The sequence below is a fragment of the Streptomyces sodiiphilus genome (genome assembly GCF_039529215.1).
In the GTDB taxonomy this organism is placed as follows: Bacteria; Actinomycetota; Actinomycetes; order Streptomycetales; family Streptomycetaceae; genus Streptomyces; species Streptomyces sodiiphilus.
The window spans coordinates 104,185-123,923 of record NZ_BAAAMJ010000015.1; the positions used below are offsets into that span (position 1 = coordinate 104,185).

Genomic DNA, 19,739 nt, shown 5'->3' on the forward strand with positions numbered 1-19,739 from the left:
TCTTCCGGCCGACCGGTGGAGCCGGGCCCGGCTCCGCCGCTCAGCACCAGCCGTTGATGGGGCCGTTGACGCCGGTCCACAGGAAGGCGTCGCTGACCCAGGTGCCGTCGGTCAGCCGGTTCCACAGGCTGGTCGTGCCGTACCGGCCGGTGTGCGAGGTGCCGTTGCTGGAGCAGGCGATGGAGACGGTGGCGCCGTCGGCGACCGAGCCGGCGACCGCGTAGCCGGTGCCGGGGCCGGTGCGCTTGTTGAGCGAGCCGCCGCCGTTGGCGTCCACCACGGCCTGGGTCAGGCCGAGCGCCCCGTAGTTGTGGAGGACGCCTCCCGCGTACACGCGGTGGCTGCCGTGCAGCGCGGAGCCCTGGTAGGCGGACGCGCCGTTGTAGATGACCCACTTGCCGAGGTTGTGTCCGGCGACGGCGACGTACTGGCTGTTCTGGCGCAGCCCGAAGTGGACGTGCCGCCCGTACGCGGCGCCTCCGCAGGTGACGTCGGTGCCGGTGTACCCGAGGTAGGCGCCGGAGCCCACCCAGCCGCCGTTGGTGCTGATGTTGTCCCACAGGTGGTAGTAGTCCGTGGCGTATCCGCGGTCATGGATCACCCTGATCCAGCCGGTGCACATGGTGTACGCCGTGCCCTCGCGGGCGGCGCGCACGACCTGGTCGCCTCCGGCGAAGTCCAGTGAGCTCCAGGGGTGTTCGTAGCCTCCCCAGCCGTGCGGCCCGCTGGTCATCACCGTTCCGGCGCCCACGGTGGTGGGCAGTGCCATGCCGGTGCGGAAGTCCCCGCCGGCCATGGTTCCGGGCTGCCCGGTGACGCTCTCGCGGGCGTCCGGCTGCCTGCCGTCCTGCTGGGCGAAGAGCGGCTTCTCGGCCTCCTCGACGACCGGTGCCCGTTCGGAGAGGGCGGCGAACTCCTCCTGGCCCTCGAAGGCGACCTGCCAGCCATCGTCCTTGTGCTCGGCGACGAACAGCCATCCCTGCGGCATACGTGCGGAGCCCGGCTCGGTGGCCAGGACGGCTGTGCCGAACGCCCATCCCTCCGAGCTGCGGGTGACGGACACCCGCGGCTCGTCCGCCGCGCTCGCCGCGCCGGTTTCGCTGCGGCCGTGCTGCACCAGGCGGTCGGTGACCGCCTCGACCGGGTCCGCCGCCGTCCCGTCCGCCGTGGCCGCCGCCGGTGCGGCCAGCATCAGGGTCCCGGTGAGCATCAGCAGCCCGGTGGCCGCCGCCGCCCATCGCATGCCTGTCCGTCTTTCAGCCGTCAAGGGGATCTCCTCCGTCAGCGGTGACCGCTTGTGGCGGCAACCCGCAGTTTTGACTGACCTCCGACAAGTTACGCCCCGGTAGCCACCCCGCCAAGACCGCCTGCCCGCCCTAGGCCCCCGCCTTACGCCACCACTCAGGGGAGACGTGTGGCAGGTGGCAGGTGGCGGACGTATTCTGGAGGCATGATAAAGACGACGGTCTATCTCCCCGAGGACCTTGAGGTGCGGCTGGACGCCGAGGCCTCAGCCACCGGCGTGAGCAAAGCGGAACTCATCCGGCGAGGAATCGCCATGCTTCTCGAGAGTTCCTCGCGCCCCAAGCGAGTCCGGAAACTGCCCGTCTTCAACAGCGGGCGCCCTCTCACTCCGGACGCCATGGATGACACGCTCTACGAGCACATCAAGGAACAGGCCGCCCGCCGTTGATCATCGTTGCCGACACCTCCGCTCTCTACGCCGCTTTTGATGCCGACCAGCACGAGCATCAAGATGCGGCGGCGATCGCGGAGCGGGAGATCCTGGCCATCTCCCCCCTTGTCATCACAGAACTCGACCACCTCACCCACCGTGGCCTGGGCTTCCCAGCCGCCATACAGGTCATGGAAGAGCTGAACACCCGTATCGCCGACGGTCAGTACCGGCTCACAGAGCTGAAGCCCGCGGACTTGATCACGGCCCACCAAGTCCGTCTGAAGTACGAAGGCCTGCGGCTGGATCTGGCAGACGCTGTCGGGGTCGTCCTCGCCGACCGCTACAAGACGGACCGTATCCTCACCCTGGACCAGCGCGACTACCGGGCGATCACCCCTCTGACGCCAGGGTTCAGCGCCTTTCGCATTCTTCCCGCAGACCACTGAGCGAGCATCGCAGGACGGGATCGCGGGTCTCCGAAGCCAGGGCTCCCAGCCTGTCGCACGTCGGGGGGCGCAGTAAAACCTCCGGAGACGAGCCACCGGGCGTTGCGCGCGTGCTCCTCCAGCCGGGCATCCAGCCGGAAGCGGGCCCGGGAGGCGTCGTCGGCATGTTCTTCCAGTGGTCTGCGGCGCGAGACGAGTGCCTCCGGCGGACGCGACACGAGATGCGCGACGGGCACGTCCAGCGCTTCGGCGAGCCGGAACAGCTCAAGAGCCGTGATACGCCGCCGGCCCGACTCCATTCGCACGACCATGGTCCGGTCCAGACCGACCTGCTCGGCGAGATCCCCCTGACTCATACCGGCGGCATGCCGCGCCTCGGCGATTCTCTCGCCCACCTCGGCCCAGCCCTGCGCACGAGCACCCATGTGTGAGATTTTCTCGCACCCTGGGCCGTCCGGCCAGCTCCGCTGCCCAGGAGGCGGGTTGCCGTCGGGGGCGGGGCGGGCGGACATGGCGGGTGCCCCGGCCGGGGAGGCCGGGGCACCGTGGCGCCGGGGGTGCCGGGGGTGCCGGGCGGGCGCGCCTACCGGCGGCGGCGCTCGGGACGCCAGACCACCAGGGCGCTGGAGTGGCGTACGTCCTGGTACGGGACGAGGTCCCGCCGGTAGGAGGCGTGCACCTGGGCCTCGCGCTGGCGCATGGCCACCGCGGCGCCCTCCACGGCCTGCTGGAGTTCGGCCACCCGCGACTGGAGCGCGGCGACCTGGTTCTCCAGCTCGATGATCCGCTTGATGCCGGCCAGGTTGATGCCCTCGTCCTGGCTCAGCCGCTGCACCTGGCGCAGCAGCTGGATGTCCCGGGCGGAGTACCGCCGGCCGCGCCCGGCCGTGCGGTCGGGGGACACCAGGCCCAGCCGGTCGTACTGGCGCAGCGTCTGCGGGTGCAGCCCGGAGAGCTGCGCCGCGACGGAGATCACGTACACCGGTGAGTCATCGGTCAGTTCGTAGTAGGGGCTGGAGTTGTCCGTTACTCGTCTCTGCCGTCCGTCGAGCCCGTCCCGGCGGTCCACCTCATTCTCCCTTCGCCGCCCGGAAGAGTGCCGCCCGAGGATCCTCCCCCTCGGCCGCCGTTCGGTACTCCTCCAGAGCCTTCCTCGCCTTGTCACCCAGGTCGCGCGGGACGACGACCTCGACGGTGACCAGCAGGTCGCCGCGGGTGCCGTCGTTGCGCACCGCGCCCTTGCCGCGGGCGCGCATGGTGCGCCCGCCGGGCGTCCCGGGCGGCAGCTTCAGGGTCACCGGCGGGCCGCCCAGAGTCGGCACCCTGATCTCACCACCGAGCGCCGCCTCCGGGAAGGTCACCGGCACGGTGATGGTCAGATTGTCACCACGCCGTCCGAAGACGGGGTGCTTCCCGACATGGACGACCACGTAGAGGTCGCCGTTGGGCCCGCCGCGCTCGCCGGGGGCGCCCTTGCCGCGCAGCCGGATGCGCTGCCCGTCGGAGACGCCCGCCGGGATGCGGACCTGCATGGTGCGCGAGCTGGTGGCACGGCCGCTGCCCCGGCACACCGTGCACGGGTCCTCGGCGATCAGGCCGCGGCCACGGCAGTCCACGCAGGGGTCGGTGAGCGAGAAGCCGCCGCCCCCGCCGCGGCTGACCTGCCCGGTGCCGACGCAGGTCGGGCACACCCTGGGCGTGCCGTTCTTGTCGCCGGTGCCCGCGCACGCCTTGCAGGCCGCGCTGGAGGACATCCGCAGCGGGACGGTCGCGCCGTCCACCGCCTCGGTGAAGCTGAGCGTCACCTCGGACTCGATGTCCTGCCCGCGCCGGGGCTGGGTACGGGTGCCGGTGCCGCCGCGGTTGAACAGCCCGCCGAACACGTCGCCGAGACCGCCGCCGAAGCCGCCTGCCCCCGGACCGCCGCCGGGACCGCCGCCCGGTCCTTGGGGCCCGCCGCCGAACAGGTCACCGAGGTCGAAGTTGAACTGCCCGCCGGCGCCGCCGGGGCCCGGCCGGAAGCCGCCGCCGAACAGCGCCCGCGCCTCGTCGTACTCCTTGCGGCGCTTGGGGTCGCCCAGGATGTCGTGCGCCTCGGAGACCTCCTTGAAGCGCTCCTCGGCCTTCGGGTCACCCTTGTTGGCGTCCGGGTGGTTCTCCCTGGCCAGCTTCCGGTAGGCCTTCTTGATCTCGGCCTCGGTCGCGTCCTTCGGGACGCCGAGGACCTTGTAGTAGTCCTTCTCCACGAAGTCTTTCGTGCTCACTTCCAGCGTCCCTCCTTCCGCTCCTGGTACCGGCCGTGCCCCGGCCGGGCGGGTGCCCGGCCGGGTGCGGGAAGGTCATCCCCCGGTGCTGCCGCCGGGGGAACGCGGTTCTCCCGGTATGAAAAGCCGCATGCCCTCATGTCCGCCCGTCAGCTCTCGTCGGAACCGGCGGCCTCCTCCTCGGACGCCGCCTCCTCCTTGCGGTCCTCGGCCTGCCCCTTGCCCGCGGGCTGGCTGCCCGGCTGCGGCTCGGCGACGCCGACCCGGGCCGGCCGGATGATCCGGTCGCCGATCCGATACCCCGGCTGAAGGATCTGCACGCACGTGGTTTCCGTGACGTCCGGCGAGTAGCTGTGCATCAGCGCCTCGTGCACCGTCGGGTCGAAGGACTCGCCCTCCTTGCCGAACTGCATCAGGCCCATCTTCGCCACCACGGTCTCCAGCGACTCGGCGACCTGCTTGAAACCGCCGACCAGCTCGCCGTGGTCACGGGCCCGGCCGATGTCGTCCAGCACCGGGAGCAGCTCGGTGAGCAGGTTGGCGACCGCGACCTCCTTGACGGCGATCCGGTCCCGCTCGACCCGGCGGCGGTAGTTCTGGAACTCCGCCTGGAGCCGCTGCAGGTCCTGGGTGCGCTCGTTCAGGGCGGTCCGCGCCTGGTCGAGCTGGGCGGTCAGCGCCACGTCCTGGAGCTCCTGGGAGCCCTCGTCCGCCGGGGCGCCCCCCTCGGGGGCCGGGCCGTCAGTGGCCCCGGCCCCCTCGGAGGCGGCTTCCGGTGCGGCTGCCTCGGCGTCGGGGACCTCGGGCTCCTCGGGCTCGAAGCCCTTGGGGTCCTGGGTCACGCCGCACCGCCCTTCGGCTTGTCGTCGTCCACGATCTCGGCGTCGACGACATCCTCGTCGCCGCCCTGCCGCTCACCGCCGCCCGGGGCAGCGCCCTCGGTGCCGGCGCCGGCGGCCTGCGCGTCGGCGTACATCGCCTGGCCGAGCTTCTGGCTGGTGGCCGCGACCTTCTCGGACGCCTCGCGGATCGCGGCGGTGTCCTCGCCCTTGAGCTTTTCCTTCAGGTCGGCGATGGCCGCCTCGACCTCGGTCTTCACCTCGCCGGGGACCTTCTCCTCGTTGTCCTTGAGGAAGTTCTCGGTGGTGTAGACGAGCTGCTCGGCCTGGTTGCGGGTCTCGGCGGACTCCCGGCGGCGGGCGTCCTCGTCGGCGTACTGCTCGGCATCGCGCATCATGCGCTCGATGTCGTCCTTCGGCAGCGCCGAGCCGCCGGTGACGGTCATCCGCTGCTCCTTGCCGGTGCCCAGGTCCTTGGCGGAGACATGCATGATGCCGTTGGCGTCGATGTCGAAGGTAACCTCGATCTGCGGCACGCCGCGCGGCGCCGGGGGCAGGCCGGTCAGCTCGAACATGCCGAGCTTCTTGTTGTAGGCCGCGATCTCCCGCTCGCCCTGGTAGACCTGGATCTGCACGGAGGGCTGGTTGTCCTCGGCGGTGGTGAAGATCTCCGAGCGCTTGGTGGGGATCGTGGTGTTGCGCTCGATGAGCTTGGTCATGATGCCGCCCTTGGTCTCGATGCCCAGGGACAGCGGGGTGACGTCCAGCAGCAGGACGTCCTTGACCTCACCCTTGAGGACACCGGCCTGCAGGCTGGCGCCGATGGCGACGACCTCGTCCGGGTTGACGCCCTTGTTGGCCTCCTTGCCGCCGGTGAGCTGCTTGACCAGCTCGGCGACGGCGGGCATCCGGGTGGAACCGCCGACCAGGACGACGTGGTCGATCTCGGACAGCTGGATGCCGGCGTCCTTGATGACGTTGTGGAACGGGGTCTTGCACCGCTCCAGCAGGTCGGAGGTGAGCTGCTGGAACTGGGCCCGGGTGAGCTTCTCGTCCATGTGCAGCGGGCCCTCGGCGGACGCCGTGATGTAGGGCAGGTTGATCGTGGTCTCGGTGGACGAGGACAGCTCGATCTTCGCCTTCTCGGCGGCCTCGCGCAGGCGCTGGAGCGCCATCTTGTCCTTGCCCAGGTCCACGCCGTGGCCGGACTGGAACTGCTTGACCAGGTGGTCGACGACGCGCTGGTCCCAGTCGTCACCACCGAGGTGGTTGTCGCCGTTGGTGGCCTTCACCTCGACGACGCCGTCGCCGATCTCCAGCAGCGAGACGTCGAAGGTGCCGCCACCGAGGTCGAAGACCAGGATGGTCTGGTCGTCCTTCTCCAGGCCGTAGGCCAGGGCGGCGGCCGTCGGCTCGTTGACGATGCGCAGGACGTTCAGGCCGGCGATCTCGCCGGCCTCCTTGGTGGCCTGGCGCTCGTGGTCGTTGAAGTAGGCCGGGACGGTGATCACCGCGTCGGTGACCTTCTCGCCCAGGTAGGCCTCGGCGTCCCGCTTCAGCTTCTGCAGGATGAAGGCGCTCATCTGCTGCGGGTTGAAGTCCTTGCCGTCCAGGTTGATCTTCCAGTCGGTGCCCATGTGGCGCTTGACCGACCGGATGGTCCTGTCGACGTTGGTGACCGCCTGGCGCTTGGCTACCTCGCCGACCAGCACCTCGCCGTTCTTCGCGAAGGCCACAACGGACGGCGTGGTCCTGGCGCCCTCGGCGTTGGTGATGACGGTGGGCTCACCGCCTTCGAGAACACTGACGACGGAGTTCGTCGTACCCAGGTCGATGCCGACCGCACGTGCCATTTCGGTTCCTCCAGGCCTTGGTACTGCAAGGTGAGTGAATCTGGCTCAAGGGTGCCCCATGACGACAGACCGCGTCAACTGAGCTGAGTGGAGGCGACTCAACTCTTATCTCACCCATACGCTCAGGCGCGGGGACGGCAGTGAACGAAAGAACCGGCCCGCACCCTCCACCCTGCCTCACTCCTCCCGCAGGCGCGCCACGGCGCGGCGCAGCGCCGGCAGCCGCTCCAGGAGCACATCGCCCGGGCACAGCGTCTGGAAGGCGTCGCGGTGCCCGGCCACCACGTGGAACTCGGCCGTCGTGCCCTCGGCGTAGCGGCTGGCGTCGTTGCTGGAGGTGAGGACCGACCGGTCGCGGGGGTCGACTCCGGGCCACAGCTTCCACGCGGCGACCCTGGCGATGCCCTCCAGCAGCTCGTCGGGCACCGGGGTGCCGGGCTCGAAGGAGCCCAGCGCGGCGACGCCGATGGTGTCGTGGTTGAAGCCCTGGGTGTGGGCGCCGAGCACGTTGTGGTCCACGCTGCCGGCCCGGCCCTCGTAGATGGTGCCGCAGCGGTCGACGACGAAGTTGTAGCCGATGTCGTCCCAGCCGCGCAGGGTGATCTGGTCCACCAGCATGGCCCGCAGCAGGTCGGGGACGTCCGCGCAGTCGTAGCCGTCGGGGTGATCGGTGTGGTGCACGAAGACGGCCCGGGTCGGTCCGGTGTACTCCACCGGCTCGGTCAGCAGCGACTCGTCGGCTCCCCACGCCTCACGGGTGACGATGTGCGGGCGCGGGGCGGGCGTGAGCACCGAGGGCGGCTCGGCGGCAGGGGTGTCCGGCGGCGTGTCGCCCTCCGGGACGGGGGCGTCCCACGTCACGAGCAGCGGCAGCGGGAGGACTGCCGCGCACAGCAGGAGGCGTCTGGACCACATGGTGACCAACGTGCGCCGGTCCGCGCCGGTCCGCACGCCGAGTCATGCATCCGGAGCACCCAGGCGGCGCGCGGCGGCCGACGCGCACGGGGGCCGGACGGGTGACGGGCGCGGTGAGGCGGACCTGAGCGACACAGATCACCGGCACTTCGGCTGCGCGCCCGGCGGGGCACTTAGTACGCTCAGACAACACAAGTTAAGTTACTGCTTAGTAATCTGTCAGTATTTACCTTTTCCTCATCCGTCCGTCCGCTGGTTCAGGAGCCGTCATGCAGCTCGCCGCGATCGTCGTCTCGCTGGTGCTCACCGCGGTCGGCGTAGCGCTACTCGCCCGCGCCGCCGTGCAGATCTACCGCTTCGTGAAGCTCGGCCAGCCGGTGCCCGCCGGCAGCCGCACCGACAACCCGGGGCAGCGGACACTGACCGTGGCCCGTGAGTTCTTCGGCCACACCCGGATGAACCGGTGGGCCGTCGTCGGCGTCGCCCACTGGTTCGTCGCGATCGGCTTCTTCACCCTCGCCGCGACCCTGGTCGCCGCCTACGGCCAGCTCTTCCAGGCCGACTTCGCGCTGCCGGTGCTCGGCCACTGGCTGCCGTTCGAGATCTTCATCGAGTTCATCGCCCTGATGACGACCCTGGGCATCCTCACCCTGATCGCCATCCGGCTGCTGAACCTGCCCACCCGGGCAGGACGCAAGTCCCGCTTCACCGGCTCCACCGCCTGGCAGGCGTACTTCGTCGAGTACGTCATCCTCACCATCGGCGCGGCCATCCTGGTGCTGCGCGGCCTGGAGGGCGCGCTGGCCGGCACCGACTCCTACGGCGCCTCGCACTTCGTGACCTACCCGCTGGTGCTCGCCTTCGACGGACTGTCCACCGAGACCCTGCAGAACCTGGTCTACCTGACCGCCATGATCAAGATCAGCGTCTCGATGATCTGGGCCATCACCATCGGCCTCAACACGGGCATGGGCATCGCCTGGCACCGCTTCCTCGCCTTCCCCAACATCTGGTTCAAGCGCGAGGCCGACGGCTCCACCGCACTCGGCGAGCTCCAGCCGATGACCTCCGGCGGCAAGCCCATCGACTTCGAGACCGTCTTCGACGACGAGAGCGGCGAGGAGACCCAGTTCGGCGTCTCCCAGGTCGAGCACTTCTCCTGGAAGGGCCTGCTGGACTTCTCCACCTGCACCGAGTGCGGCCGCTGCCAGTCGCAGTGCCCCGCCTGGAACACCGGCAAGCCGCTCTCCCCCAAGCTGCTGATCATGTCGCTGCGCGACCACGCCGTCGCCAAGGCCCCCTACCTGCTGGCCGGCGGCGGCAAGAACGCCGAGGGCGAGGAGAAGGCCACCACCGAGCAGCTCGCGGACGTCCCCGCCTCCGCCCTGGCCGAGGCCGAGCGGCCGCTGGTCGGCACCGCCGAGGAGAACGGCGTCATCGACCCCGACGTGCTGTGGTCCTGCACCACCTGCGGCGCCTGCGTCGAGCAGTGCCCCGTCGACATCGAGCACATCGACCACATCCTGGACATGCGGCGCTACCAGGTCATGATCGAGTCGGCGTTCCCCAGCGAGGCCGGCACGATGCTGAAGAACCTGGAGCGCAAGGGCAACCCGTGGGGGATGGCCAAGAAGAAGCGCCTGGAGTGGACCAAGGAGCTCCAGGAGGAGACCGGCATCGCGGTGCCCGTCGTCGGCAAGGACGTGGAGGACCTCACCGAGGTCGACTACCTCTTCTGGGTCGGCTGCGCCGGCGCCCTGGAGGACCGCGCCAAGAAGACCACCAAGGCCTTCGCCGAGCTGCTGCACACCGCCGGCGTCAAGTACGCGATCATGGGCGGCGACGAGGCGTGCACCGGTGACTCCGCGCGCCGCCTGGGCAACGAGTTCCTCTTCCAGCAGCTCGGCGAGCAGAACGTCGCCGCGCTGAACGAGGCCTTCGGCGACGCCCCCAAGAAGAAGATCGTCGCCACCTGCCCGCACTGCTTCAACACCATCGCCAACGAATACCCGCAGCTGGGCGGCCACTTCGAGGTCATCCACCACACCCAGCTGCTGCAGCACCTCATCGACGAGGGCAGGCTCGTGCCCGTCACCCCCGTCGAGGGCCTCATCACCTACCACGACCCCTGCTACCTCGGCCGCCACAACAAGGTCTACACCCCGCCGCGCGAGATCATCGGCAAGGTCCCCGGCCTGCGGAACGAGGAGATGCACCGCCACTCCGAGCGCGGCTTCTGCTGCGGCGCCGGCGGCGCCCGGATGTGGATGGAGGAGCGCATCGGCAAGCGCGTCAACAACGAGCGGGTCGAGGAGGCGCTGGCACTCAACCCCGACATCGTCTCCACCGCCTGCCCGTTCTGCCTCGTGATGCTGACCGACTCGGTCAACGGCAAGAAGAACGACGGCCAGGCCCGCGAGGAGCTGAAGGTCGTGGACGTGGCCCAGCTGCTGCTGGACTCCGTGCGGACCCCGGCCGACCCGTCCGGCGGCCCGGACACCACCGACGCCCCGGAGCCGCAGCCGGCCCCGTAGCCGGCGCCCGAAGCGGCACCCCCGGGCCCCCGTGGCCGGTCCCGCCGGACCGGCCACGGGGGCCCGTCCCGTCGGCTCCCGCGGGCCCGCCGGGTGCCCGGCGCACCCGCGCGCACGCCCCGCCCGCACCGGAGCGCCGGATACGTTCGCGCCGCCGCGCTCCCCGGATCCGGCCAAGGTCACGCCCCGCCGCGGCGGATCCTGGCACGAACCCCTCCGCGGAGGCGGTACGTTCGTATACGTGGCTGGACACAGGAAGAAGCGCGACCAGGGTGCGGACGCACCGCACCACTACCCCCACCAGGGCGCGCACGGGCAGCAGTACCCGCAGGAGCCGTACAACCAGGCGTACGGGCAGCCGTACGCCCAGGCGAACCCGCAACCCCCCGTCCAGCCGTACGAGGGCCACCACGGGCCCGGCCCCGGCTACGACGACCACCACGACGACCACGCCGGCGGCCACCACGACGACGGCCCGCCGCCGCCCCGGCTGCCCTGGAAGCAGCTGCTGACCGGCATCGTCTTCCGGCCCAGCCCCACCTTCTGGCAGATGCGCGACTACCCCATGTGGGTACCCGCACTGACCGTCAGCTTCCTCTACGGCACGCTCGCCGTCTTCGGGCTCGACAACGCCCGCGAGGACATCCTCAACACCACCACCGCGAGCCTCATCCCGTACCTGCTGGTCACCGGCGTCGCCATGGTGCTCGGCGCGCTGCTGCTGAGCACCGTCACGCACAACCTGGCCCGCCAGTTCGGCGGCACCGGACTGTGGGCGCCCACCGCCGGGTTCGCGATGCTGATCATGGCCCTGACCGACGTGCCCCGCCTGGCGCTGGCCGTCTTCCTGGGCGGCGGCGCGCCGCTGGTGCAGGTCCTGGGCTGGGCCACCTGGGTGTTCGCCGGGGTGCTGTTCACCATGATGGTCGGCCGCTCCCACGACCTGCCCTGGCAGCGGGCGCTGGCCGCCTCCTCCATCCAGCTGCTGGCCCTGCTCATGCTGGTCAAGCTCGGCACGCTGTAACCTCGGGGCGTGCTTCTCTCAGACAAGGACATCAGGACCGAGATCGACGCCGGACGGGTCGGCATCGACCCGTTCGACCCGGCGATGATCCAGCCCTCCAGCATCGATGTCCGGCTCGACCGGTACTTCCGGGTCTTCGAGAACCACCGCTACCCGCACATCGACCCCTCCGTCGAACAGCCCGACCTCACCCGGATGATCGAGCCGCTGGGCGACGAGCCGTTCATCCTCCACCCCGGTGAGTTCGTGCTCGCCTCCACCTACGAAGTGGTGTCCCTGCCCGACGACATCGCCTCCCGGCTGGAGGGCAAGAGCTCCCTGGGCAGGCTCGGGCTGCTCACCCACTCCACGGCCGGGTTCATCGACCCCGGGTTCTCCGGGCACGTCACGCTGGAGCTGTCGAACGTCGCGACGCTCCCCATCAAGCTGTGGCCCGGGATGAAGATCGGACAGCTCTGCATGTTCCGGCTGACCTCCCCCGCCGAACACCCCTACGGCTCCTCCGGCACCGGCTCCCGCTACCAGAACCAGCGCGGGCCCACCCCCTCCCGGTCCTTCCTGAACTTCCACCGCACCCAGGTCTGACCGCCCCGGCCCGGGCGCCGTTCACGCCCCGTCACGGACGGGCGCGGGCGCCTCGGCCCGCCCCCGGCGCACGCAGGAAACCGCCGCGGATTTCAACGCGGGGGATTCCCAAAGCCGTTACTTGCGAGTAGAAACCGTCAGCAGCCCCACCCCCATGTCCGCCTGCTGACGGGAGCCCCCACATGGCTCGGAAGCGAACACGCACCACGGTCGTCCTGGCCGCCCTCATCCCCCTGCTCGCCACCGGCCTCGCCACCGCCGGCGCCGAGGAACCCGCCGTCCCGGCCACCCCCCTGCCCGCCCACCTGGAGGAGATCCGGGCCGCGGAAGCCACCGAGCTCTACGGCGACCCCGCCGTCCGGCCGATGGACGAACGCCAGACCTCGATCATCTCCCTGGGCGACAGCCAGATCAGCGGCGAGGGCGTCGGCAACTACGAGGACCCCACCGACGGCCCCGACAACTGGTGCCACCGCTCCCACGACGCCGCCATCCACCGCACCGGCATCCCCGCCGACATCACCTACAACGCCGCCTGCTCCGGCGCCAAGACCGAGAACATCCGCATCGGCGGCCGCCAGCAGTACGCCGACGAACTCGTGCAGAGCGACAGCCTGGCCATCGCCGCCCGCAACACCCGGCTCGACACCATCCTGCTGGTCGCCGGCGCCAACGACGACCTCGAGTTCGGCCCGGTCATGACCGACTGCACCGTCCGCTGGTTCCTGCTCTGGCAGGGCCCGTGCGCCCCCGTCTACAACCCCGGATGGCAGGACCGCGTCGACGGGCTCAAGCCCAAGGTCGAGGCCACCATCAACGACCTGCACACCGTCATGGCCGACGCCGGCTACAGCCGCGCCGACTACACCCTCGTCGTCATGGGCTACCCCGGCCCCGTCGGCCCCGACTTCGAGGACAACCCCCGCTTCCCCGGCAAGCTCATCGGCGGATGCACCCTCCACACCTCCGACGCCGCCTGGGGACGCAACACCGCCGTTCCCCTCTTCCAGGAGGGCATGCGCGAGGCCGTCCGCAACGCCGGCGCCACCTACCTGGACGCCTCCCGGCTCTTCCACGGCCACGAGGTGTGCATGGAGACCCCCTGGGTCCGCGGCCTGACCGTCGACCTCAGCAACCCGTTCCCGCCCGACTCCAACTCCGTGCGGCAGTCCTTCCACCCCAACGGCCGCGGCCACGGCGCGTTCGCCTCCTGCCTGACCCAGCTGCGCGCCTCCGGCCTCAGCGAGGCGTCCTGCGCCGTGCCGGCCGGCACCGAGGAGGCCGTGCTGTACGCGGGCGCCTGGGACGACTCGTTCGCGCCGCTGCGCAACGCCGGGACCGGCACCTGCCTGGGCGTCGCCGGTGAAAAGACCCGCAACCGCACCGCCGTCTCCGGCGCGGCCTGCGACGACAGCCGCTCCCAGGGCTGGTGGCAGGACACCGCCAAGGGCACCGTGCACATCGAGCTGAGCCACGACCGCTGCCTGGACGTCCCCTCCAGCAGGTACGTGGCGGGCGCCGGCCTGCAGGTCTTCGACTGCCACGGCCAGGGCAACCAGCAGTGGACCACCGCCGGCGGGACCCTGTCCCCCGTCGAGGCCCCGGGCATGTGCGCCACCCTGACCGGGCCCACCTCCCGCCTCACCCTCCAGGAGTGCGACGGCAGCCCCGCCCAGTCCTTCACCTGACCATCCCCCGCCGGCCGCCACCCCCCTCACGGCCGGCGTCCCCCCAAGAAAGCAGGGGCCGTATCCGGCGCCGCGCACCGCGCGGCCCGATACGGCCCCTGCCCCTACCGCCTTCCGCGCCTACCGCCGCTCGACCGGCACCGCACTGCGCAGCCGCGCGCAGCGCGGACACCGCAGCAGCCGGCCGGGGCCGATCCGCTCACTGCCGAGCTGCTGCATCGGGAACTGCGAGGTGCTGAACTGGTGCCCATCGGCACACCGCACAACAGTGGTCTGCAACGCTTGCCACTCCCCTGTCTCTGGACGACGCCGCCACATTAGGCGATCCCACCGACGCCGCCCGGCCAGCCACTCCGGACCGGCCCCGACCGGGACGGGCTCAGCCGGACGGCGGGCCGGCCGGGGGCGGGCCCTGCTCCTCCGCAAGCTGCTTGCGCACCTCATCCATGTCCAGCTCCCGCGCCTGTTTGATGAGGTCCTCCAGCGCCTGCTCGGGCAGCGCGCCGGGCTGCGAGTAGAGCACCACCTGGTCCCGCACCACCATCAGCGTCGGAATCGACGAGATCTGGAACGAGGCCGCCAGCTCCTGCTCCGCCTCCGTGTCGACCTTGCCGAACAGCAGGTCGTCGTGCCGCTCCGCCGCCTTCTCGAAGACCGGCGCGAACGAGCGGCACGGCCCGCACCACGAGGCCCAGAAGTCGAGCAGCACGATGTCCTTGCTCGCCACCGCCTCGGTGAAGTTGTCCTTGGTCAGCTCGACCGTCGCCGTCATGAGAACTGCCTCCTGAGATGTCCCCGCCCGGTGGGGGCCGGGCCGGTGTTCATACCTTCCCGGCAACGCGTACCCGGCGGGGAGCGGTCTCAGTCGAGCGTCACCTGCACGTCGGGCGGCTGGATGAGGCTGTTGTGCACGGTGCAGTGCGAGGCCACCGCGAGCAGAGCCGTGCGGCGCTGTTCGGGCAGCTCCGGCGGCGGTGTGATGCGCACCCGGATGCCGCCCACCCGGGCCGGCCGGTCCGGGGCCATCACGAAGCCCGCCGTCACCCGCAGCTTCTCGTGCGAGATGCCGTGCCGCTGCAGGTAGCGGCCCGCGTAGAAGGCCACGCACGAGGCGACGGACGCGGCGAACAGCTCCACCGGCGTCACCCCCGCGTCGGCGCCTCCGGCACCGACCGGCTGGTCCACCAGGAACTTGTGCCCGCGCACCGCGACCCGGTAGGCGTCCCCCACCACCGGCTCGACCTCGATCCGCCCGCTCGGAAGAACCTCCGCGGTGTCCCCGCCCACCGGGACCTCGATCTGCTGAGTCGTTGCCATCACCGTCTCCTCGGGTTCGGGTGCCTGCTTCCAGTACACGCCCCGGCCCCCCGTCGGCGGACGGGGCCGACAGACCTCCCCCGGGGACCAACCGGCCCCAACTCCCCCGCGCACGGCCCCGGAAAGACCTGCGGCTCCGCCCCGCCCGGCCCTCGCACCACACCCCTCCCGCGCGCCCTCCCACCACCCCGCGGAAGCCCTCCGGCACGCCCTCACGCCCCGCCGCGGACCGTGCACGGGGAATCGGCGATGAGGTAGAGTGACCTGCGACGAGCAGCCATCGGCAGCTCTCGGCGGGCGTAGTTTAATGGTAGAACATGAGCTTCCCAAGCTCAGAGCGCGGGTTCGATTCCCGTCGCCCGCTCCAGCTTGAAGCCCCAGGTCAGCGACCTGGGGCTTCGGTGTCGCCGGGCCCTGGTGGGCACTGTTCAGGCGGCGTGAGGGGTAAAGGTGACGCGGGAGTCTTCAGCGGTAAGGGCGACGTTCAGGGAGCCGTCCAGGGCCTTGGCCAGGCGACGCAGCAGCGGAAGCGTCGGCACGGTGTCGCCACCTTCGATGCGGGAAATCTGCGGTTGGGTCATCGATGCGCGCTCGGCCAGTTCAGTCTGGGACAGGCCCAGTTCGACACGGCGGTCGTAGACGGCCTGGCCGAGGTCACCGGCGAGGCGGGCGTCGATGTACTCCTGGTCGTACTCCACAACCTCACCGAGAAGCTGCTCGGTACGACGCGTCTTCCACTGGCCGTGGTTCATCACGCCTCCCTGACACGGTCATAGGTGTGCTGCGCCTGGCCGTGCTCGGCCTCGCAGATCTTCTGGGCTTGTTGAGCTCGCTCGACTTCGGCCGCCTCGCGCATCCTGGTCTTGCGGAAAACCGTGAGCAGAACGATCCGCCGACCCGGGGCAAACCAGTACGGGACGTACAGCGTCCCCGTCAAGCACCATCCACAGTTCACGGGGAACCTCACCCAGGCCCTCCTCCGACTCGCCCGCCTGCATGCCACGCTTCCCCGTGCGACCCCGCAAGAAGCTCACGAAGTCGGCCGGCACGGACACGGAAACGTTCTCGGTGTTCCCGGGGCGTGGACTCTTCACCCAGCCAGTGTGCGACACGTGCCAACAGCACCTGGTGGTCCGGACGGCCGTGGCGACCCGACGTCTCGCGGGGGGCGTGCGTGGTCGACTGGAATGTCAGTGGGGGCGCCTACCTTCGAAGGTGTCCGAGCCGGTCTGGTGCGGAAATCCCCCTTGGTGCATTGGAGATGGTGCGTTGTCTGCCTGGGAGAGGTCGAGCGGGGTGCGGGTGGTGGCGCCCGCGCGGGCGCGGAAGCTCGCCAAGGTGCCGTTTGTCGAGCTGGCCGACGGGCGGCTTCAGGGCGTGGTCTCCAGCGGGTCCTCGCTGGAGCGGGTCTACGTCTCCTCGGTCGCGGCCGGGAGCTACGCCTTCGCGTGCAGCACCAACAACAACCGCCCCTGCGGCGGTGCGCAGGGCTGGATCTGCAACCACATCCGCGCGCTGGTCAAGGAGGCCGTGCTGCAGTACGGCGCGCAGCGTGTCGCCCGCTACCTGAAGGTGGAGCCGGCGGAGGCCCCGCCTGCGGCGGAGGACATCACTGCCGGGATCGTTGCGGCGCGCCCGGCGCAGCAGCAGGACGGCAAGGCCGCCGCAGCACCCGTGTTCAGCCGCTTCCTGCGACATCTCGCCTATCTCGAACTCGCCCCGGACACGGCGCCGTTGCCGGAGATGCAGTGGTTCCCGGCGACCCGTGCGGCGGTGGCCTGATGCGCGCGGATGTGCTGGCCGCCCCGGTGGCAGGGCTGGACGAGGCCCTGGCGGCCGTGGATGCCCTGGACGCGGCGCTGACCGGCGGGCTGCTGCGCCCGGGACCCGCGCAGACCGCCGGGCTGGCAGCACTCGCCCAGGCGGTGGCGGGCAGCCCGCTGGCCGCCCGCACGGCCGAGGCGGCGGACAAGGCCGCGGCCGGGACGGCCGGCGAGGACCACTTCACGGTGCTGGCCGCCGCCCGCGTCGCGCTGCTCGGCTCCGTGCACGACGCGCTGGCCGACGGCGTCGCCGAGGCCACCGGCCGCTCGCCGGGCACGGCCCCCGAGCCCGCACCGCGCCGCGAGCCCACGGCGGCGAACCTGCTGGCCGCCGCCCGCGCCTGGCTCGCCGACCTGGCCCGCTGCGGCTGGCGCGGCATCGACCACGACACCATCGCCGCCTCGGCGCAGGTCGTCTCCGCGATGCTGCCGGACCCGGCGCTGCGGCGGCTGGCGACGCTGCTCGACGGCTTCGCCGCCGAGCTGGCGGCGTCCTGCCCCGGGGCCGACCTGGAGCGGGTGCCGGAGCGCCGCTGGGGCGACCTGTGGTCGCGGGCGCTGCTGCTGGCCCTGCCCGGCGCCGCGGACCCGCAGCCGGGCGGCACCCTCACCGGGCGACTGCTGCCGCTCGGCGTGGACCTCCACGAGCACGCCACTGCCGTCCAGGCCCAGGTCCACGCGGTGTTCGAGCCGGACGACGGCGGCCCGCCCCGCCTGGTGCGGGCCGGCGCTGCCACGCCCAAGCCGGACACCGTCATCGGCGCCGGACTGTGGCAGCTGCTGCGGCCCCGCCTGTCGCTGCTCGCGGCGGTCGGCGAGGGCCGGGCCATGGAGCTGACCGGCATGCCGGTCACGGCGGACGGCGATCTGCTGTGGGACAAGGAGAAGGCCCGCCCGGACGAGACCGCCGACGCCTTCACCACCGCCCGTGTCGCGCTGGCCACCGCCACCGACCCGGTGACCGCCCCCCTGGACCGGCACCCGGCGCGCCTCGCCGTGCCGGTGCTGCTGGAGGGCTACCGGGCGGCGCAGGACGAGGACGGCAGCGTGACGTTCACCTTCCCCGGCGGGGACGGCACCGCGCTGTCGGTGGACGCCGACCGGATACCGGCCGCCAGTCCCCTCACGGCGAAGGACGTGGCGAAGTCGGCCGCCTGCATCGGGCTGCTGCGCTGGGACGCCGGGGCGTTCCACGTCCAGCCGCTGGCAGTGGAGAAGACCGTCAAGAAGCAACCGGTGGCCGTGCACGCCGGTGGATGGGCCGGGGGCACCGCCGACAAGGCCGGGGCCAAGGCGGAGAAGGCCGCCACCGACGCGGTGACGGTGCTCCGGGAGCGAGCGGGAAGGCTGCTGCGAACGTGACGGACGAAGCCCGCGCCGAACCGAACGCCCAGGAGAACCGGCGGCAGGTGCTCTACTGGCGGCTGCTCGCCCGCCTCTTCAACGGCGAGGAGCAGGCCTCGCTGGAGTCGGCCAGCCTCGCCGTGGTGGAAGATCTCGGCCTGCCGCCCGCCCTGCTCGACCCGGGCACCTCCGTGGACTCCCTGGTCCAGCGCCACCCCGACCTGGCCACCGAGTTCGACGGCCTGATGACCCCCGAGCCGGCCCCGGCAGAGGAGGGGGAGACAGACCGCGAGGGGGAAGTACGGCGGGCCGCGCTGGCCAGCAAGGTGCTCCTCAATGTCTTCGTCCAGGAGCCGGGCGCGGTGACCGCCGGGCAGCTGGCCCGCTGGCAGTCCGACGCGGGCTGGCTGGAGCGCGCCTTCGGCTGCCGGCCCGGCGAGCTGCGGGGCGCCCGCCCGGCAGGGCCCGGCGTCAACCCGACCTGCACCGGCGCCGGGGGCCCGAGCCCCGACCTCAGCCGCCTGATCCCCGAGATCGGGCCCGAACTCGGCGCCATCGAGGCCGATCTGGTCGACCGCATGCGGCTGCGCGAGGTGCTGGCCGACCAGCAGCTGGCCGACCAGCTGACGCCCAGCATGTCCCTGATCGAGCAGCTGCTGCGCGACAAGGACAATCTCTCCGGCCTCGCCCTGGCCAACGCCAAGGACCTGATCCGCCGCTTTGTGGACGAGGTCGCCGGGGTGCTGCGCACGCAGGTGGAGAGGGCCACGGTCGGCCCCATCGACCGCTCGGTGCCGCCCAAGCGGGTCTTCCGCAATCTCGACCTCGACCGCACCATCTGGAAGAACCTCACCAACTGGAGCCCGGAGGAGGAGCGGCTCTACGTCGACCGCCTCTACTACCGGCAGACGGCCCGCAAGACGACCCCGCAACGGCTGATCGTGGTCGTCGACCAGTCCGGCTCGATGGTCGATTCCATGGTCAACTGCACAATCCTGGCGTCCATCTTCGCCGGTCTGCCCAAGGTCGACGTCCACCTGGTCGCGTACGACACCCGGGCCCTGGACCTCACCCCCTGGGTGCACGATCCCTTCGAGACCCTGCTGCGCACCAACCTCGGCGGCGGCACCGACGGCACGGCCGCGATGGCCCTCGCCCAGCCGAAGATCACCGAGCCGCGGAACTCCGTCGTCGTCTGGATCTCCGACTTCTACGAATGGCAGCGCGAACCGCTCTTCGAGAGCATGGCGGCCATCCACCGCTCCGGCGCCAAGTTCATCCCCGTCGGCTCGGTCAACAGCTCCGGCCGCGGCAGCGTCAACCCGTGGTTCCGGGAGCGCTTCAAGGACCTCGGCACCCCGGTGATATCCGGTCACATCAAGAAGCTCGTCCAGGAGCTCAAGACCTTCCTCACCTGAGCACGCCCGAG

20 protein-coding genes, 1 tRNA gene and 1 pseudogene are annotated in these 19,739 nt (G+C 71.2%); 10 read left to right on the plus strand and 12 right to left on the minus strand.

Annotation, left to right across the window (positions count from 1 at the left end; all coding sequences use genetic code 11):
• Positions 1–40: 40 nt before the first annotated feature.
• On the minus strand, positions 41–1,267 hold the full coding sequence (locus ABD299_RS08955) for a peptidoglycan DD-metalloendopeptidase family protein (protein WP_344260182.1): 1,227 nt from the start codon (positions 1,265–1,267) through the stop codon (positions 41–43).
• A 183-nt stretch (positions 1,268–1,450) separates the two neighbouring features.
• On the opposite strand from ABD299_RS08955, the gene ABD299_RS08960 reads away from it, so the two are divergent.
• Positions 1,451–1,693, plus strand: a complete 243-nt coding sequence (locus ABD299_RS08960; RefSeq protein ID WP_344260184.1) for a ribbon-helix-helix domain-containing protein — start codon at positions 1,451–1,453, stop codon at positions 1,691–1,693.
• A complete protein-coding gene (locus tag ABD299_RS08965) occupies positions 1,690–2,124 on the plus strand; it encodes a type II toxin-antitoxin system VapC family toxin (protein WP_344260186.1) in 435 nt (144 codons plus the stop codon). The genes ABD299_RS08960 and ABD299_RS08965 overlap by 4 nt, the downstream gene beginning before the upstream one ends.
• On the opposite strand, the gene ABD299_RS08970 is transcribed toward ABD299_RS08965, so the two are convergent.
• The 6 genes from ABD299_RS08970 to ABD299_RS08995 form a co-directional block, all read right to left on the minus strand.
• Positions 2,058–2,636: a helix-turn-helix domain-containing protein gene (locus ABD299_RS08970; protein ID WP_344260188.1), complete on the minus strand. Its 579-nt coding sequence runs from the start codon at positions 2,634–2,636 to the stop codon at positions 2,058–2,060. The genes ABD299_RS08965 and ABD299_RS08970 overlap by 67 nt on opposite strands.
• A gap of 71 nt (positions 2,637–2,707) precedes the next feature.
• Positions 2,708–3,124 (minus strand): heat shock protein transcriptional repressor HspR, encoded by a 417-nt coding sequence (locus ABD299_RS08975; protein ID WP_344260441.1) that lies wholly within the window; start codon positions 3,122–3,124, stop codon positions 2,708–2,710.
• A 70-nt stretch (positions 3,125–3,194) separates the two neighbouring features.
• A complete protein-coding gene (gene dnaJ / locus ABD299_RS08980) occupies positions 3,195–4,388 on the minus strand; it encodes a molecular chaperone DnaJ (protein WP_344260190.1) in 1,194 nt (397 codons plus the stop codon).
• A 149-nt stretch (positions 4,389–4,537) separates the two neighbouring features.
• Positions 4,538–5,230: a nucleotide exchange factor GrpE gene (gene grpE, locus ABD299_RS08985; protein WP_344260192.1), complete on the minus strand. Its 693-nt coding sequence runs from the start codon at positions 5,228–5,230 to the stop codon at positions 4,538–4,540.
• Positions 5,227–7,080 carry a molecular chaperone DnaK gene (gene dnaK, locus ABD299_RS08990; RefSeq protein WP_344260194.1) on the minus strand — a complete coding sequence of 618 codons (1,854 nt, stop codon included), beginning with the start codon at positions 7,078–7,080 and terminating at the stop codon, positions 5,227–5,229. The genes grpE and dnaK overlap by 4 nt, the downstream gene beginning before the upstream one ends.
• Positions 7,081–7,257: 177 nt before the next feature.
• Positions 7,258–7,995 (minus strand): peptidoglycan recognition protein family protein, encoded by a 738-nt coding sequence (locus ABD299_RS08995; protein ID WP_344260196.1) that lies wholly within the window; start codon positions 7,993–7,995, stop codon positions 7,258–7,260.
• Positions 7,996–8,264: 269 nt separating this feature from the next.
• Here ABD299_RS08995 and ABD299_RS09000 point away from each other — a divergent pair, with 269 nt between their 5' ends.
• The 4 genes from ABD299_RS09000 to ABD299_RS09015 all read left to right on the plus strand — a co-directional run bounded on the left by ABD299_RS09000 (position 8,265) and on the right by ABD299_RS09015 (position 13,826).
• The gene (locus ABD299_RS09000; protein WP_344260198.1) at positions 8,265–10,529 is read left to right on the plus strand and encodes a (Fe-S)-binding protein; all 2,265 of its coding nucleotides are present in this window, start codon (positions 8,265–8,267) and stop codon (positions 10,527–10,529) included.
• A gap of 241 nt (positions 10,530–10,770) precedes the next feature.
• The gene (locus ABD299_RS09005; RefSeq protein WP_344260200.1) at positions 10,771–11,553 is read left to right on the plus strand and encodes a Yip1 family protein; all 783 of its coding nucleotides are present in this window, start codon (positions 10,771–10,773) and stop codon (positions 11,551–11,553) included.
• Between the two features lie 9 nt (positions 11,554–11,562).
• On the plus strand, positions 11,563–12,138 hold the full coding sequence (dcd, locus tag ABD299_RS09010) for a dCTP deaminase (RefSeq protein ID WP_344260202.1): 576 nt from the start codon (positions 11,563–11,565) through the stop codon (positions 12,136–12,138).
• Positions 12,139–12,320: 182 nt separating this feature from the next.
• Positions 12,321–13,826 (plus strand): ricin-type beta-trefoil lectin domain protein, encoded by a 1,506-nt coding sequence (locus tag ABD299_RS09015; RefSeq protein ID WP_344260203.1) that lies wholly within the window; start codon positions 12,321–12,323, stop codon positions 13,824–13,826.
• Between the two features lie 120 nt (positions 13,827–13,946).
• Here the strand turns inward: ABD299_RS09015 and ABD299_RS09020 are convergent, their stop codons facing one another.
• The 3 genes from ABD299_RS09020 to ABD299_RS09030 form a co-directional block, all read right to left on the minus strand.
• Positions 13,947–14,105 carry a hypothetical protein gene (locus tag ABD299_RS09020; RefSeq protein WP_425581288.1) on the minus strand — a complete coding sequence of 53 codons (159 nt, stop codon included), beginning with the start codon at positions 14,103–14,105 and terminating at the stop codon, positions 13,947–13,949.
• Positions 14,106–14,205: 100 nt separating this feature from the next.
• Complete coding sequence (trxA, locus tag ABD299_RS09025) at positions 14,206–14,598, minus strand: thioredoxin (RefSeq protein WP_344260207.1); 393 nt, start codon at positions 14,596–14,598, stop codon at positions 14,206–14,208.
• A gap of 89 nt (positions 14,599–14,687) precedes the next feature.
• Entirely contained in the window at positions 14,688–15,143 is a 456-nt protein-coding gene (locus ABD299_RS09030) for an OsmC family protein (protein ID WP_344260209.1), read from the minus strand.
• 293 nt (positions 15,144–15,436) lie between these two features.
• Between ABD299_RS09030 and ABD299_RS09035 the strand changes: the two genes are divergently transcribed.
• Positions 15,437–15,510: transfer RNA gene (locus ABD299_RS09035), tRNA-Gly, on the plus strand.
• Between the two features lie 61 nt (positions 15,511–15,571).
• On the opposite strand, the gene ABD299_RS09040 is transcribed toward ABD299_RS09035, so the two are convergent.
• Together ABD299_RS09040 and ABD299_RS09045 are read right to left on the minus strand one after the other, a co-directional pair.
• Entirely contained in the window at positions 15,572–15,895 is a 324-nt protein-coding gene (locus ABD299_RS09040; protein ID WP_344260211.1) for a helix-turn-helix domain-containing protein, read from the minus strand.
• Positions 15,895–16,114, minus strand: a pseudogene (locus ABD299_RS09045) (type II toxin-antitoxin system RelE/ParE family toxin); the annotation flags it as partial. The gene ABD299_RS09040 and the pseudogene ABD299_RS09045, both read right to left, overlap by 1 nt.
• 298 nt (positions 16,115–16,412) lie before the next feature.
• On the opposite strand from ABD299_RS09045, the gene ABD299_RS09050 reads away from it, so the two are divergent.
• Genes ABD299_RS09050 through ABD299_RS09060 form a run of 3 tightly spaced genes read left to right on the plus strand, consistent with a single transcriptional unit; the run spans position 16,413 to position 19,728 of the window.
• Positions 16,413–16,925 carry a hypothetical protein gene (locus ABD299_RS09050; RefSeq protein ID WP_344260213.1) on the plus strand — a complete coding sequence of 171 codons (513 nt, stop codon included), beginning with the start codon at positions 16,413–16,415 and terminating at the stop codon, positions 16,923–16,925.
• Positions 16,892–18,328 (plus strand): hypothetical protein, encoded by a 1,437-nt coding sequence (locus ABD299_RS09055; RefSeq protein ID WP_344260215.1) that lies wholly within the window; start codon positions 16,892–16,894, stop codon positions 18,326–18,328. The genes ABD299_RS09050 and ABD299_RS09055 overlap by 34 nt, the downstream gene beginning before the upstream one ends.
• Entirely contained in the window at positions 18,223–19,728 is a 1,506-nt protein-coding gene (locus ABD299_RS09060) for a VWA domain-containing protein (protein ID WP_425581289.1), read from the plus strand. The genes ABD299_RS09055 and ABD299_RS09060 overlap by 106 nt, the downstream gene beginning before the upstream one ends.
• Positions 19,729–19,739: the final 11 nt, after the last annotated feature.

Excerpts from the sequence above, each read along its gene's own strand:
- ABD299_RS08960 (WP_344260184.1), top strand. The coding sequence starts at position 1,451 with ATGATAAAGACGACGGTCTATCTCCCCGAGGACCTTGAGGTGCGGCTG.
- ABD299_RS08970 (WP_344260188.1), bottom strand. The coding sequence starts at position 2,636 with ATGTCCGCCCGCCCCGCCCCCGACGGCAACCCGCCTCCTGGGCAGCGG.
- dnaK (WP_344260194.1), bottom strand. The coding sequence starts at position 7,080 with ATGGCACGTGCGGTCGGCATCGACCTGGGTACGACGAACTCCGTCGTC.
- ABD299_RS08995 (WP_344260196.1), bottom strand. The coding sequence starts at position 7,995 with ATGTGGTCCAGACGCCTCCTGCTGTGCGCGGCAGTCCTCCCGCTGCCG.
- ABD299_RS09000 (WP_344260198.1), top strand. The coding sequence starts at position 8,265 with ATGCAGCTCGCCGCGATCGTCGTCTCGCTGGTGCTCACCGCGGTCGGC.
- ABD299_RS09015 (WP_344260203.1), top strand. The coding sequence starts at position 12,321 with ATGGCTCGGAAGCGAACACGCACCACGGTCGTCCTGGCCGCCCTCATC.
- trxA (WP_344260207.1), bottom strand. The coding sequence starts at position 14,598 with ATGACGGCGACGGTCGAGCTGACCAAGGACAACTTCACCGAGGCGGTG.
- ABD299_RS09030 (WP_344260209.1), bottom strand. The coding sequence starts at position 15,143 with ATGGCAACGACTCAGCAGATCGAGGTCCCGGTGGGCGGGGACACCGCG.
- ABD299_RS09040 (WP_344260211.1), bottom strand. The coding sequence starts at position 15,895 with ATGAACCACGGCCAGTGGAAGACGCGTCGTACCGAGCAGCTTCTCGGT.
- ABD299_RS09060 (WP_425581289.1), top strand. The coding sequence starts at position 18,223 with ATGGGCCGGGGGCACCGCCGACAAGGCCGGGGCCAAGGCGGAGAAGGC.